We start from the raw sequence: 13,348 nt of genomic DNA, 5'->3' as shown, positions 1-13,348 counted from the left end.
CGGCGGGATGCGCTGGTTTCCCGAGCTAGGCGGCGTTCACCACCGCCTTCAGACTGGCCGCGGGCACGGAACGATCCCGGCCAGCTGTCCATTGTGTACCGCTATCGGTGCGGTATTCCAGCAGAGTCAACGCTTCGCTGTCGTTGCCGGAGCCGATGCTCGTTTGGTGCAGGGCGACGATGTCGACCTTGCGTCCGTGCTCGCCGAGCGCCGCGGTGAGCGCTTCGACCGGCCCGGTTCCGGTATGGGTGCTGGTGTGCTCGATCCCGTCGACGCGCAGGGTGATGCCGGTGTGTTCGTCGGCCGAGTCTTCGAAGCGGGACAACGTGATTGCCGGATTCGGCTGGAGGTAGGCGGCTTCGAAGAGCCGCCACAGTTCATGCCGTACTCGCTTTCCATCAGATAGGCGATTCCGCCCTTGCCGGACTGCGAGTTCACCCGGATCACGGCGGCGTAGTCGCGACCGAGGTCAGCTGGGTCGATCGGCAGGTACGGCACGCGCCAGTCCAGTTCGTGGGCGGGGGTGGGCACGCCGGTTTCCGCGGCGCGGGCGTGACCGGTGAGGTACCGGGGCCGGTGATGGTGTGGACGCCGGAGCAGACCGGGCGGTTCCTGGACGCTGCGGTGCATCACCCGTTGTATCCGCTGTTCCACGTCATCGCTCATGTTGGCTTGCGGCGTGGTGAGGCGTGCGGGCAGAAGCGGTCGGAGACGGATCTCGCGGCCGGTGTGCTGCAGATTGTGCGGTGGGTTGGGAGACCGGTCAGACGAAGCCGAAGACGACGACGTCCGAAGGTGTCGTCGCGCTGGATGCGGACTCGATGGTCATCCTTCGGCAGCAGATCGCGATCCAGGCCGCGGACCGGGCGCGGCTGGGCAGCGCCTGGCAGGATTTCGATCTGCTGTTCACGCACCCGGACGGCGCTCCGTGGCATCCGGCGGAAGTCACCGAGGTCTTCCACCTGATCTGTGAGCTTGCCGGGCTGCCGCCGATCCGGTTGCACGACCTCCGTCACGGTGCGGCCACACTGGCCCTCGCCGCGGGGGTAGAAATGAAGGTGGTGCAGCACATGCTCCGGCACTCCTCGATCACCGTGACCGCGGACATCCACACCAGCGTGCTGCCCCAGGTGGCGTTCGCCGCGGCCGAAGCCACGGCGGCGATCATCCCCCGGCAGTCGGCCTGCAGTCTCGGGCTCACAACAGACCATAAAGGACAGTCATCAAGCGGAAGAAAACCTTCCAGAAATCACAAAACCCCAGGTTGAAGAAATCTTCAACCTGGGGAATGAGGGTGCGCCATCAGGGACTCGAACCCCGAACCCGCTGGTTAAGAGCCAGCTGCTCTGCCAATTGAGCTAATGGCGCTTGTCTTGCTCGCCGCTTTGGTCTCCCTCGGCGACGTGGAAAAGATTAGCAGGGTGTTCAGGACGTGTTTCAAGGGGGTCCCGTTAACGGAGGGCGTCCGCTGAGGGGCTGGTCGGGCCCACTGTACCCGGTCGTTCGGGCAGTAAACGGGCATGCGAAGCCGGCCCAGAGTGCCTGGGCGGGCGGCCTCCCACCCCAGCTCGTGATCGCGATCACCCTTCCGGCCTCCACCGCCACTGACGGCAGGCCTGGCCCCACTGAAGAGCGATCCCGAGACGTCGAACGCGACCGACAGCGCGCCGCAGCGCATGGCGGCGGACCCAGCGCCGAGGCGCGGAGCGGCCCCAATTGCCATCATGATCATCGCGTCAGCGATATAGGCGTACCCGATGAAAACAACGGCTGCCCACAGTGACGCCCCGTACACAGCACTCATCTCGCAACTCAGCAACACAACGCACCCACCACTAAGGGGGTCCGGGGGCAAGCCCCCGGCGGGGGTGCGGGGGTTCGACCCCCACAAGAAAAGGCAAAACCCCAGCCCGGGGAGGACTCACCAGAGTCCGACCAAGCTGGGGTGATGGGGTGAGCGACGGGTTTCGAACCCGCGACCTCCTGGACCACAACCAGGTGCTCTACCAGCTGAGCTACGCCCACCATCTGCGAGGGAACCCTGCGGTCACCTTGCTGCGAGCAATCCTAGCGTGCCCGCGCGAGCGCTTTTCAGGGGGTTACCCCCGGTGGCGTTCCTGCACTTCGGCGGCGGCGGCCTTGGCCTGTTCGCTGGTCGGGCCGGGTTGCGGGACGAAGGCGGCGCTGCGGTAGTAGTCGAGTTCGCCGATGGACTCCTTGATGTCGGCGAGTGCGCGGTGGGCGAGGCCCTTCTCCGGCTTGGCGTAGTAGATCCGCGGGTACCAGCGTCGGACGAGTTCCTTGATCGAGGACACGTCGACCATGCGGTAGTGCAGGTGGCTGTCGAGCGCCGGCATGTCGCGGGAGATGAAGCCGCGGTCGGTGGCGATGGAGTTGCCCGCCAGCGGGGCCGTGCCGGGGTCCGGGACGAACTCGCGGATGTAGTCGAGCACGCGCTGCTCGGCCTCGGCGAGGGTGACGGCGGACGCGCGGACCTCTTCGGTGAGCCCGGACTTGGCGTGCATGTCGTGGACGACCTGGGGCATGCCGTCGAGCTTGGCGTCGTCGGCGTGGATGACGATGTCGACGCCGTCGCCGAGGACGTTGAGGTCGGCGTCGGTCACCAGCGCGGCTATTTCGATCAACGCGTCCTTGCCGAGGTCGAGCCCCGTCATCTCGCAGTCGATCCAGACTAGGTGGTCGGTCACCTGGACAACCCTAACCCGACACGGGGATGTCAGCGGAGTTACCTGCGCATTCGGCGCGTTACGCTCGGGCAGCCAGGTGAAACGGTGTGATTTCGGACTCGGAAACGGGGTGCGGCCAGTGGCCGAGCAGGGGTCGGGGCCCGCGGCGGAGATCGCCGGGGGTTATGTCAGCGAGGGTGGCGCGGTGGAGCTGGGCGCCGTGGTGATCGACGGGACGGCGGACGCGTCCGCGGCGGTACGGCTGCCGCTGGCGACGCTGAACCGGCACGGGCTGGTCGCGGGCGCGACCGGCACGGGCAAGACGAAGACGCTGCAGCTGATCTCGGAGCAGCTGTCGGCGGCGGGCGTGCCGGTGGTGCTGGCCGACGTCAAGGGTGATCTGTCGGGGCTGGCCGCGGCGGGCGAGCCGAGTGACAAGCTGGCCAAACGCGGGCAGGAGCTGGGTGACGACTGGGCGCCGGCCGCGAGCCCCGTGCAGTTCCTCTCGCTCGGCACGGGCGGCAAGGGTTCGCCGATCCGCGCGACGATCACCAGCTTCGGCCCGGTGCTGCTGTCGAAGGTGCTGGGGCTGAACGAGACGCAGGAGTCGACGCTCGGCCTGATCTTCCACTGGGCCGACCAGCGTGGCCTCGCGCTGCTCGACACCAAGGACCTGCGCGCGGTGATCACGCACCTGACCAGCGACGAGGGCAAGGCCGACCTCAAGGGCATCGGCGGCGTCTCGGCCGCGACGGCCGGGGTGATCCTGCGCGCACTGTCCAATCTGGAGGCCCAGGGCGGCGAGGACTTCTTCGGCGAGCCCGAGCTGGACGTGCACGACCTGATGCGGCAGTCCGACGGCAAGGGCGTCGTCACGCTGCTGGAGCTGGACAACCTGCAGGCGAAGCCCGCGCTGTTCTCGACCTTCCTGATGTGGCTGCTGGCCGAGCTGTTCGAGGAACTGCCCGAGGAGGGCGACCTCGACCAGCCCAAGCTCGTCTTCTTCTTCGACGAGGCGCACCTGCTCTTCGCGGACGCGTCGAAGGCGTTCCTGGAGCGCATCGAGCAGACGGTGAAGCTCATCCGGTCCAAGGGCGTCGGCGTGTTCTTCTGCACCCAGCTGCCCACGGACATCCCGAACGCCGTGCTGTCGCAGCTGGGCGCGCGGGTGCAGCACGCGTTGCGCGCGTTCACGCCCGACGATCAGAAAGCGCTCACCCGCACGGTCAAGACGTACCCGAAGACGCCGCACTACGACCTCGAGTCGGCGCTGACCTCGCTGGGCATCGGCGAGGCGATCGTCACCGTGCTGTCCGAACGGGGCGCGCCGACGCCTGTCGCCTGGACGCGGCTGCGCGCGCCGCGGTCGAAGATGGGCTCGATCGGCGCGGACGCCGTCGCCGCCACGGTGGCTGCTTCCGACCTGCACGCCAAGTACAACGAGACGATCGACCGCGAGTCGGCGTACGAGAAGCTGGCCGCGAAGGTCGCCGCGCCCGCCAACACACCCGCTGAGGCGCCCGCCCAGCCGGACGCTCCCGCGCAAGCGCCCAAGCCGGAGAAGGAAGAGCCCGGCATCATCTCCCAGGCGATGAGCAACCCGGCGGTGAAGTCGTTCATGCGCTCCGCCGCGAACGCGCTGGGCCGCGAGGTCACGCGGGGGCTCTTCGGCAACCGGAGGCGCTGAAAAACCTGACAGCAGATGGCAGGTAAGCCCGGCAGGCTGAGGCGAGTCAGGCCCCCGGCAGACAGGACCAGCGTCATGACCATTACCGCCGTTGCCACGTTCGACCTGGACAAGTGGGATCCGCAGGCCCAGGACGAGGCGGGTGGCACCGAGTTCGCGCGGGTGGCGATCACCAAGACGTTCACCGGCGCGATCGAGGGGACCAGCACCGTCGAGATGCTGACGGCGACGAACGCGACTTCACGCGCGTACGTCGCCTTCGAGCGGCTTTCGGTTTCGGTGGACGGCCGCAAGGGGACGTTTGTGCTCCGCCACGCCGCAGGTGACGAAGGGCTGTCGCTGGTCGTCCTCGCCGGCTCGGGATCGGGTGAGCTGGCCGGGCTTTCCGGCACCGCCGCGATCACGCAGGACGGGGCGGGCCACCACACGTTCACCCTGTCCTACGACCTGTGAACAGCGTGAAGGCCGCTCTCCCCGGGCCCCGATTCCCTGGGAGAGCGGCCTTCACCGGGTTTCCTCGCCTACCCCGACAGTGAGCGAGGAAGAGGACGGGCCGCCCCGACCGCGGTCCGTCCGCGACCTGGTCAGCCGTTGACGATCTGGTTCACGATCGTCTTGGCGTCGTTGATCGGGATGGCGAAGCCGATCCCGACACTGCCCGCGGCGCCGCTCGCCGACGCGGAAGGGCTGTAGAGCGCGGAGTTGATGCCGATCACCTCGCCCTGGGCGTTCACCAGCGCGCCGCCGGAGTTGCCCTGGTTGATCGAGGCGTCGGTCTGGATCGCGGTGTAGCTCGGGCCGCTGTTCGAGGACTCGTTCGAGGTCTGCCGGCCGAACGGCGACTGCTGCTGTTGCTGCTGCTCGCCGACGTCCGACAGCGGCCGGTTCAGCGCGCTGACGATGCCGGTGGTCACGGTGTTCTGCAGCCCGCCCGGCGAGCCGATCGCGACGACCGACTGGCCGACCACGAGCTTGCCGGAATCGCCGAGGGTGGCGGCGGTCAGCCCGCTGGCGTTCTTGGCCTGCACCACGGCGATGTCGCCCTTGGTGTCGGCGCCGACCACGCTGGCCTGGTACTTCTTGCCGTCCGAGGTGGTGATCGTGACGTTCTGGGCGCCGTCGACGACGTGGGCGTTGGTGAGGATCCGGCCGTCGGAGCTGAGGATCACGCCGGAGCCGATCGCCTCGCCCTGCGCGGTGGTCACGTTGACCTGCACGACGCTCGGCACGACCTTCGCCGCGACCGCGCTGACGTCACCGTTCGCGGTCGTGTTGCTGACCGTCTGGCCGGTGACCGCCGACGACGTGGCCGGCGAGGCGGTGGACGTCCCGGTGAGCCCGACGATCGCGGCACCCGCGCCGCCGCCGATCAGAGCGGCGGCCAGCGCCGTCCCGCTGACCACGGCCGCGAGCTTGCGGCTCGTCCGGCGCGGCTGCGGGATGACCTGCTGCGCTTGCGGCGTGAAGAGCGGATTCGGCGAGGCCGGCTGCTGGTAGCCGTACTGGGGGTACGGGCCGTACTGGGGGTGGACGCTCTGGTGCGGCTGGTGCCCACCGGTTGAGGCGGGGCCGGGCCGACTCTCGTTCTCGGTCATGCACCAAGGTTCGCGCTCGTGCTTGTGAGAATCCTGTGGAAACCCCTGGGGCTTTGCTGAGAAGAATCAGCTGAGAATCCTCAGGCATTCCTCAGCGTTCACCGGTTTCCCCCTCCTCAGTCGAAGAACGACGGGACGTCGAGCACACCTCCGGAGGCCTCGAACTCGTCGTGCACCGCTTTGCGCAGCGCCTCGTCGGCCAGGTAGTCGGCGGCGGTGAGCGCGAGCCCGAGCGCCCCGTCGACCACGGCCTTGTCCCCGGACGGCGACCCGGCCGCCTCGGCGAACTCCTTGGTGTGCAAGGCGACCGTGGCCCCGGAGACCGCGATCATCGGGTGCAGCGACGGCATCCGGAAGGACAGGTTCCCCAGGTCGGTCGAGCCGGTCAGGAACTCCGGCACGATGCCCGGCGGCAGCGGCTTGCGGCCGGTGCCGAGCTGGTTGACCGACCAGCGCCCGGCGAGCGTGGTGTTGAACCGGATGGGCAGGTACGCCGGCTGCGCGTCCCAGCTCAGCTCGACGCCGCAGCCGGTCATCTCCGCGGCGCCGTGCGCGATCGCGGTCATCCGCTTCGCCAGGTCGCGCAGGGTCTCCGGATCCGCGGAACGGAGGTAGAACAGCAGCGCCGCCCGCTCCGGGATCACGTTCGGGCGCGCGCCGCCGTCGGTGAAGACGCCGTGCACGCGGTCGGTGGACGGCAGCTGCTGCCGCAAGGCCGACACGCCTTGGTAGGCGGCCACGGCGGCGTCGAGTGCGTTGCGCCCCATGAACGGCTGCGCGGACGCGTGCGCCCCGACCCCGTGGAACACCATCTCCAGCTGACGCCGGCCCAGGAACGGGTGCAGCGCGATGTCGTGGCTGAACGGGTGCAGCATGATCACCGCGTCGACGTCGTCGAACACCCCCGCCCTCGCGAGGGTCTCCTTGCCACCGCCGCCTTCCTCCGCCGGCGTGCCGATCAGGGAGACCCGTCCGCCGAGCCGCTCGGCCACCGCGGCGGCGCCGAGGAAACCGCCGGCACCCGCGGTGCAGATGACGTTGTGCCCGCACGCGTGGCCGAGCCCGGGCAGCGCGTCGTACTCCGACAGCACGGCGATGTGCGGGCCGCCGTTGTCCGGGGTGCTCGTGCGCAACGCCGTGTCGAGGCCGCCGAGCCCGACCGTCACCTCGTGGCCGTGCGCTCGCAGCAGATCGGCCAGCGCGCCCACGGAGCGGTGCTCGGTGAAGCCTTCTTCGGGGTGGGCGTGCAGGTCTTGGTTCAGCGCGACGAGTTCGTCCGCGCGCGCCTGGACTTCCTGGCCCACGGCAGCCCGGACTTCCGCGCCGGCCCCGACGTGGTCGGAGCCGAGCGGTTCGGCGGCCTCGACCGCTTCGGCCGTGGCTTCGAGCAAGGCGCGCAGGTGACTGTCGTCGGGTGGGACGGGCGCGGAGTGGGTCATGCGGCGATGCTAACCCGGGGCACCGACAAAGTGGATCAGCTCGCCTCGGGCAGCTTCCCGGCGACGATCTGGATGAGGCCCGAATACTGTTCGCTGAGTATGAGGAAACCCCGGGCGCGCAGGCTCGCGGCGATCTCGCCGCGGTCGAACATCCGCTGCCCGCTGAGGATCCCGCCCGCCGAGCCGGCCAGCCGCGCGGGCTGCCAGCCGGGGCGCGCGCTGGTGAGCAGCACGATCCGGCCGCCAGGACGCAGGATTCGCGCGAACGAGTCCAGCGCGCGTTCAGGCTCGGCGAACATGTGCAGTGCGGCGAAGCAGCAGACAGCGTCCACAGTGGACTCCTTGAGCGGCGGCCGGACGGCGTCCGCGCGGAGGTAGGCGACGCTGCCCGGATTCCGCTCCGCGGCGGCGCGGGTGAGCATGCCGCGCGCACCGTCCAGGCCGATGGCGAGGCCTTCGTCGCCGACCGCCTCGCCGAAGGCGCGGGTGAACCGGCCGGTGCCGCACGCGACGTCGAGCGCGACCTGGCCCGGGCGCAGGGCCAGCAGTTCGGTCGCCAGCCGGACCTCGCCGTCCATGCTCGGGCCGAACGGGCCCTTGAACAGCCTTCCGAGCGTGGGGCGCCAGTAACGCTCGTAGACCTGGGGGAGCAGCGTCGTGCGCATCAGCCGCTGGGTGATGCCGGTCGTCGGCCCGGCCTGGGGGACGTCGCCCAAGCCGTCGAGGAAGCCTTCGGCGGTCGGGGCCGCGGGGTCGGTGAGCAGGCCGGCGAGCCGGTCCTGGCTGGTCGGCGGCGTGGCCGGCTGGTCTGCGGTTCGGTCCCGGTCGGTCGGACGGCTGGTCGGCACGGGCGCTCCTTCGGGGCCGGCGGCTTCGGATACCGGCAGTATGCCCACTACCCACCTCCCACGATCGAGTGAAGATATCCCCGATCAGGAGTTCGAGGGCCCGGATTGTCGGCCCCCATTCCTAATCTCCCCACCACGGCCTCCAACCCCGGAGCCCACAGAGGAGGGACTCACGATGACCGCACCGATCCTGGCCCGCACCGAGCTGCCCACCGGCGAGATCGCCGTGCGGGGCCCGTTCGAGCTGTCCGCAGCCACCCGATTCCTGGCCGGCTTCGGCCCGGCGGGCCGCCCGGACGCCGCCTCGGAGCGCGGCGTCCTGCGGCTGGCCTTCCCCTCCGACGGCGACTGGCGCCACGTCGGCGCCACGATCCGGCAGAGACCGCCCGGGCAGCTCGGCACCGATGTCTTCACCACCGGCTCGCCCGGTCCCGCCCTTGCCGGCTCTTCCGATGCTTCCGGCGCGGTGTCCCCACTGCTGTCCTTCCCCGGCCCCGGCCTGTCTGGCCGGAGCTCCCACGGCCCCGCTTCGGCTACCACGGCGACCTTCACGACCGGCCCGGCTGATCCGGATCGTCCCGGCCGAACGTCGTCCACCGCGGGTTCGTCCGTTCCCGGCTCCTTCGGCACCGTCGAGGTCGAGGTGTCCGCGCCGGTGGAGTCGGCAGGCCGGGTCCTGGCGCAGGTCAGCCGCATGCTGTCCCTGGACGTCGACGGGTCCCGCTTCACCGGCCTCGGCTTCCGCGACCCGGTGATGGCCGGGTTGCAGGCCCGGCGGGCGGGGCTGCGGCCCGTGCTGTTCTCCTCGCCGTACGAGGCGGGCTGCTGGGCCGTGCTCGCGCAAGGCATGCGCTTCAGCCAGGCGATGCGGTTCCGCCGGCGGCTGGCCGAGCGGTACGGAAAAGTCGTCGACGTCGGCGGGTACCGGGTGCTGTCCTTCCCCGCGCCGGGGGTGATCGCGGACCTGCCCTTCGAGCCGGGCCTGGCCGACTTCCGGACCGCCCGGCTGCGCGCCGTCGCCAAAGCCGCCGCGGAGGGCCATCTCGACTCCGCCGAGCTACGCGCCATGCCGGTGGCGGACGCCCTCGAGCGGCTGCGCGAGATCCCCGGCATCGGCCAGTTCTCCGCCGAGCAGATCCTGGCCCGCGGCGCCGGGCACCCGGACCTCTTCCCCCGCGCCGACGTCCGCCTCCATCACGCCATGAGAGAGGAATACGGCCTGCTGGACTCCGTCGGCCCCGCGGACCTGGAACTCCTGGCCGGAGCCTGGCGCCCCTACCGCAGCTGGGCCGCCCTTCTCCTCCGCGTAGACCGCGACGCGGTCCCGATCATGGAGGAGGTGATGGCCGCCTGACCGTCCCGGCGCCCTCGGGCCTTTGGCGGTGCTCGCGCCCTGCCCTGGTCTCGCCGGGGGCGCCTCCCGCCTCCCGGCGCCCGCTTGCTTCGCGGCGTCGGCACCTGGTCCCGGCCGTCCTCCTCCGACTCCACACCGGGCGACGGCCGTGGCGCCGCGGCCGCCCGCGGGCCGAAGCCGCCCATCTCGTGTGCTGCGGCCCGGAGTGGCTCGACCGGGGAGGCCGGACCCGCTAGCAGCCGCTCTCCACTCGCGCCCCGGTGCGGGCCAACCCGACCTCTGAGATCGAACGACACCGTGAAAACGAGAAAGGAGCCGCGATGGGATGACGCGCCCCATAGCGGAGTGGCGTGGCCGAAGTACGGCGGGCGCTAACAGGGGCCAGATGCGGGCTGTGGTGAGGTGGCGGCGTGATTTCGACCGCCTTCGATGTCTCGTCCGTCTTCGGCCGCCTGGTGCCGGGCGGGCTGCCCGGTGCGTCCGGGCTGGCCGCCGCTGCCGGGAGCGGGACCGACTCTGCCATCGACAACGCGCTCACCCAGGCGCAGACGCCTGGCGCGATCACCTTGGTCACCGGTGGGGTGGCGCTGCTGGTGGTGCTGGTCGGCGGGACGCCGTGGCGGCTGGCGCGCAACGTGATCACCATCGTGCACGAGGCGGGCCACGGGCTGGCCGCGGTGCTGGTCGGGCGGCGGCTGCGCGGGATCAAGCTGCACTCGGACACCTCGGGCGTCACCGTGTCGCGCGGGAAGCCCGAGGGGCCGGGCATGGCTTTCACCGCGATGGCCGGCTACGTGGCGCCGTCGGTGCTGGGCCTGCTGTTCGCGAGCCTGCTGGGTTCCGACCTGATCACGGCGGTGCTCGTGGTGGTCGCGCTGCTGCTGCTCGGCGTGCTGATCATGGTGCGCAACGCCTACGGGGTGTTCTCGGTGGTCGCGAGTGCCGTGGTGCTGGGGCTCGTGGCGCTGGTGGCGCCGCCGGTGGTGCAGGCGCCGTTCGCGTACCTGCTGGCGTGGTTCCTGCTGTTCGGCGGGGTCCGGCCGGTGGTGGAGCTGCAGGTCAAGCGGCGGCGCGGCGGGGCGCGGGACTCCGACGCCGACCAGCTGGGCCGGCTCACCGGCGTGCCCGCGGTGCTGTGGGTGCTGGTGTTCGCCGTGCTCACGGTGAGCTGCCTGCTGGCGGGCGCGCTGTGGCTGCTGGAGCCCGTCGCGAGCTGACTCGCGGGCCGACGTTTCCCGAGGGCTGAGGCCGTCGTCTCCCGATGTGGGCGGGTGCGGCAGACTGGACGTCTGCTGGATCGCGCGGAGGGAGACGAACGTTGGACGAGGTCACGAAGGCCGTCGAGGCCTGCGCGCGGGCGGCCAAGGGGGCTGCACCGTCGCTCGCTGCCGCCACCAACGAGGTCGTGGACGGGGCGCTGGCCCGCATGGCCGAGCGGCTGGTCACGTACCGCGAGGAGATCCTCGAGGCCAACGGCGCCGACGTCGCCAAGGCGCGCGCGGAGGGGATGAGCGCCGGTCTGCTGGACCGGCTGACCATCACCCCGGAGCGGCTCGCCGACATGGCCGAGCAGCTGCAGCTGCTGGCCGGGGCGCCGCACCAGGCGCGGTCCATCGACGTGTCCACTTTGGACGGCGGGCTGCGGCTGGTGGAGCGGCGGCGGCCGGTCGGCGTGATCGGTGCGAACTACGAAGCGCGGCCGAACGTGACCGTGGACGTGGCTTCGCAGCTGGTCAAGTCGCGCAACGCCGGGGTGCTGCGCACGGGTTCGGCGGCGCTGGGCTCCGCGCAGCGACTGCGGGAGGTTGTGATCGCGCCGGCGCTCGCCGACGCCGGGATCGACCCGGCCGTGGTGCAGCTGGTGCCGCGAGTCGAGCGGGAGGCCGCGTCGGCGCTGGTGCGCCTGCCCGCGCTGGTGCCGCTCGTGATCCTGCGCGGCAGCGGTGACAGCACGCGCGAGCTGGCCACGGAGGCGGCGGTGCACGGCGTGGGCACGCTGGCCCACGCGGACGGCGGCGGCGTGCTGTACGTCGACGCGGCCGCGGACGCCGGCAAGGTGCGCGACCTCGTGTCCGCGAGCCTCGACCGGCTCGGCGTCTGCAACCGGCTGAACCTGCTGCTCATCCACGAGGGTGCGCACGACGCAATCTGGCCGTCGATCGCGGAGGCGCTGACCGAGCGTGGGGTGACGCCGTCGCTGGCGCCGCACGAGCACGCCATCGGGTACGAGTGGGCGCTGGACTCCGAGCGGGAGGCGACCGTCACGGTCGAGAAGGTGACTGGGCTGACGCAGGCCGTCGCGGTCGCGAACGAGCAGACGTCCGGTCTCGCGGCGGGTATCGCCACCGAGGACCCGGCTGCGGCCGACGCGTTTTTCGACGGCTACACCGGCACCGGCGTGTTCTGGAACGCGCCGACCCGGCTGCTCGACGGCTTCAAGCTGCTCGCGGTCCCCGAGACGGGCATCAACCTGGACCGGGTGCCGGGGCCGCGCGGGCCGGTGACCTACACCGACCTGCATGTTCGCCAGTACGCCGTGCTGCCGGTATGAGCGGTGGCTGAGCTTCGATGACCGCCCGGCCCCACGTCGTGCTCTCGGCCGCCCAGTCGCTGGACGGTTACCTCGACGACGCGAGCAGCACCCGGCTGCTCCTGTCCAATGAGGACGATTTCGCCGAGGTCGACCGGCTGCGGGCGGAGTCCGACGCGATCCTCGTCGGCGCGGGCACGGTGCGGGCGGACAACCCGCGACTGCTCGTCCGCTCGGCTGAGCTCCGCCGCGAGCGGCTGGCGGCGGGGCGGCCGGAGCAGCCGATCAAGGTGACCGTGACGAGCAGCGGCAAGCTCGACCCGACCGCGCGGTTCTTCACGACCGGCGACACGACGAAGCTCGTTTACGCGCCGCCGATGGCCGCGGACGAGTTGCGTGACGTTGCGACCCTCGTCGACGCCGGCACCCCGCCCGAGCTGGAGCGGATCCTCGACGACCTCGGCGCGCGCGGCGTTCGACGGCTGCTTGTCGAGGGCGGCGGCGCCGTGCACACGCAGTTCCTCGCCGCTGGTTTGGCCGACGAGCTGCGGCTCGCCGTCGCGCCGATCACGGTCGGCGACCCGCGTGCGCCGCGGTTCCTGGGCCCCGGCGCGGTCCCGCGACCGCTGCGGCTGGCGGAGGTGCGACAGCTGGGCGACGTCGCGGTGCTGCACTACCGCGTGGCCGCGGAGCCCTCGGCGCTTGACGTGCTGCGGCTGCGCCAGGCGATCGCGCTCGCGGACGAGTGCCCGCCGAGCTCGACGTTCCGCGTGGGCGCCGTGATCGCCGCCCCCGACGGCACCGTGCTCGCCACCGGGCATTCCGGCGAGGGCGATCCGCGCAACCACGCCGAGGAGGCCGCGCTCGCGAAGCTCCTCCCGGACGACGCCCGCCTCGCCACCGCGACGATGTACAGCTCGCTGGAGCCGTGCAGCGCCCGCGCGTCGCACCCGCGCAGCTGCACCCAGCTGATCCTCGCGACGGCGATCCCGCGAGTGGTCATGGCATGGCGCGAGCCGTCACTCTTCGTCGAGGCCGAGGGAGTCGAGCAGCTGACGGCGGCGGGCCGCCAGGTGATCGAGGTCCCGGCGCTCGCCGCGGACGTCCGCCGCGCCAACACACACCTGCCCGGCGTCCGCCCCTGACGCGATTCGGTTGCTGCGAAACACTTTCGCGGTGGTCGGTCGCTTGGCCAGGCTGGCCCGGTG

12 protein-coding genes, 2 tRNA genes and 1 pseudogene are annotated in these 13,348 nt (G+C 71.2%); 7 read left to right on the top strand and 8 right to left on the bottom strand.

The window, feature by feature from the left end; translation table 11 throughout:
* Nucleotides 1-25: 25 nt before the first annotated feature.
* Both OG943_RS24510 and OG943_RS48425 read right to left on the bottom strand, forming a co-directional pair.
* Nucleotides 26-325 (bottom strand): alpha-isopropylmalate synthase regulatory domain-containing protein, encoded by a 300-nt coding sequence (locus tag OG943_RS24510; RefSeq protein ID WP_328603245.1) that lies wholly within the window; start codon nucleotides 323-325, stop codon nucleotides 26-28.
* An 80-nt stretch (nucleotides 326-405) separates the two neighbouring features.
* Nucleotides 406-630: pseudogene (locus OG943_RS48425) on the bottom strand (hypothetical protein); the annotation flags it as partial.
* A gap of 116 nt (nucleotides 631-746) precedes the next feature.
* On the opposite strand from OG943_RS48425, the gene OG943_RS24505 reads away from it, so the two are divergent.
* Nucleotides 747-1,268: a tyrosine-type recombinase/integrase gene (locus tag OG943_RS24505; protein ID WP_328603244.1), complete on the top strand. Its 522-nt coding sequence runs from the start codon at nucleotides 747-749 to the stop codon at nucleotides 1,266-1,268.
* Nucleotides 1,269-1,295: 27 nt separating this feature from the next.
* Here the strand turns inward: OG943_RS24505 and OG943_RS24500 are convergent.
* From OG943_RS24500 to orn, 3 genes are all read right to left on the bottom strand, one after another.
* Nucleotides 1,296-1,368, bottom strand: a tRNA-Lys gene (locus OG943_RS24500).
* A 581-nt stretch (nucleotides 1,369-1,949) separates the two neighbouring features.
* A tRNA-His gene (locus tag OG943_RS24495) sits at nucleotides 1,950-2,025 on the bottom strand.
* 74 nt (nucleotides 2,026-2,099) lie between these two features.
* The gene (gene orn, locus OG943_RS24490; protein ID WP_328603243.1) at nucleotides 2,100-2,708 is read right to left on the bottom strand and encodes an oligoribonuclease; all 609 of its coding nucleotides are present in this window, start codon (nucleotides 2,706-2,708) and stop codon (nucleotides 2,100-2,102) included.
* A gap of 118 nt (nucleotides 2,709-2,826) precedes the next feature.
* Here orn and OG943_RS24485 point away from each other — a divergent pair, with 118 nt between their 5' ends.
* Together OG943_RS24485 and OG943_RS24480 are read left to right on the top strand one after the other, a co-directional pair.
* Nucleotides 2,827-4,374: a helicase HerA-like domain-containing protein gene (locus OG943_RS24485; RefSeq protein ID WP_328603242.1), complete on the top strand. Its 1,548-nt coding sequence runs from the start codon at nucleotides 2,827-2,829 to the stop codon at nucleotides 4,372-4,374.
* Nucleotides 4,375-4,449: 75 nt separating this feature from the next.
* Nucleotides 4,450-4,827 carry a DUF3224 domain-containing protein gene (locus tag OG943_RS24480; protein WP_328603241.1) on the top strand — a complete coding sequence of 126 codons (378 nt, stop codon included), beginning with the start codon at nucleotides 4,450-4,452 and terminating at the stop codon, nucleotides 4,825-4,827.
* Nucleotides 4,828-4,958: 131 nt separating this feature from the next.
* Here the strand turns inward: OG943_RS24480 and OG943_RS24475 are convergent, their stop codons facing one another.
* From OG943_RS24475 to OG943_RS24465, 3 genes are all read right to left on the bottom strand, one after another.
* A complete protein-coding gene (locus OG943_RS24475; RefSeq protein ID WP_328603240.1) occupies nucleotides 4,959-5,969 on the bottom strand; it encodes a S1C family serine protease in 1,011 nt (336 codons plus the stop codon).
* A gap of 116 nt (nucleotides 5,970-6,085) precedes the next feature.
* On the bottom strand, nucleotides 6,086-7,408 hold the full coding sequence (locus OG943_RS24470; protein WP_328603239.1) for a M20 family metallopeptidase: 1,323 nt from the start codon (nucleotides 7,406-7,408) through the stop codon (nucleotides 6,086-6,088).
* Nucleotides 7,409-7,443: 35 nt separating this feature from the next.
* A complete protein-coding gene (locus OG943_RS24465) occupies nucleotides 7,444-8,256 on the bottom strand; it encodes a class I SAM-dependent methyltransferase (protein WP_328603238.1) in 813 nt (270 codons plus the stop codon).
* Between the two features lie 175 nt (nucleotides 8,257-8,431).
* Here OG943_RS24465 and OG943_RS24460 point away from each other — a divergent pair, with 175 nt between their 5' ends.
* The 4 genes from OG943_RS24460 (at nucleotide 8,432) to OG943_RS24445 (ending at nucleotide 13,285) form a co-directional block, all read left to right on the top strand.
* Nucleotides 8,432-9,610: a DNA-3-methyladenine glycosylase family protein gene (locus OG943_RS24460; RefSeq protein ID WP_328603237.1), complete on the top strand. Its 1,179-nt coding sequence runs from the start codon at nucleotides 8,432-8,434 to the stop codon at nucleotides 9,608-9,610.
* A gap of 521 nt (nucleotides 9,611-10,131) precedes the next feature.
* Nucleotides 10,132-10,827 carry a M50 family metallopeptidase gene (locus OG943_RS24455; RefSeq protein ID WP_328612144.1) on the top strand — a complete coding sequence of 232 codons (696 nt, stop codon included), beginning with the start codon at nucleotides 10,132-10,134 and terminating at the stop codon, nucleotides 10,825-10,827.
* Between the two features lie 101 nt (nucleotides 10,828-10,928).
* Nucleotides 10,929-12,161: an aldehyde dehydrogenase family protein gene (locus tag OG943_RS24450; RefSeq protein ID WP_328603236.1), complete on the top strand. Its 1,233-nt coding sequence runs from the start codon at nucleotides 10,929-10,931 to the stop codon at nucleotides 12,159-12,161.
* Between the two features lie 17 nt (nucleotides 12,162-12,178).
* Nucleotides 12,179-13,285 (top strand): dihydrofolate reductase family protein, encoded by a 1,107-nt coding sequence (locus OG943_RS24445; RefSeq protein ID WP_328603235.1) that lies wholly within the window; start codon nucleotides 12,179-12,181, stop codon nucleotides 13,283-13,285.
* Nucleotides 13,286-13,348 lie beyond the last annotated feature (63 nt).

The sequence above is a fragment of the Amycolatopsis sp. NBC_00345 genome (assembly GCF_036116635.1).
Taxonomy (GTDB): Bacteria; Actinomycetota; Actinomycetes; order Mycobacteriales; family Pseudonocardiaceae; genus Amycolatopsis.
The sequence above is the reverse complement of the archived record's forward strand: the minus strand, read 5'-3'. Positions and strand labels throughout refer to the sequence as shown.

Excerpts from the sequence above, each read along its gene's own strand:
- OG943_RS24480 (WP_328603241.1), top strand. The coding sequence starts at position 4,450 with ATGACCATTACCGCCGTTGCCACGTTCGACCTGGACAAGTGGGATCCG.
- OG943_RS24475 (WP_328603240.1), bottom strand. The coding sequence starts at position 5,969 with ATGACCGAGAACGAGAGTCGGCCCGGCCCCGCCTCAACCGGTGGGCAC.
- OG943_RS24470 (WP_328603239.1), bottom strand. The coding sequence starts at position 7,408 with ATGACCCACTCCGCGCCCGTCCCACCCGACGACAGTCACCTGCGCGCC.
- OG943_RS24460 (WP_328603237.1), top strand. The coding sequence starts at position 8,432 with ATGACCGCACCGATCCTGGCCCGCACCGAGCTGCCCACCGGCGAGATC.
- OG943_RS24445 (WP_328603235.1), top strand. The coding sequence starts at position 12,179 with ATGACCGCCCGGCCCCACGTCGTGCTCTCGGCCGCCCAGTCGCTGGAC.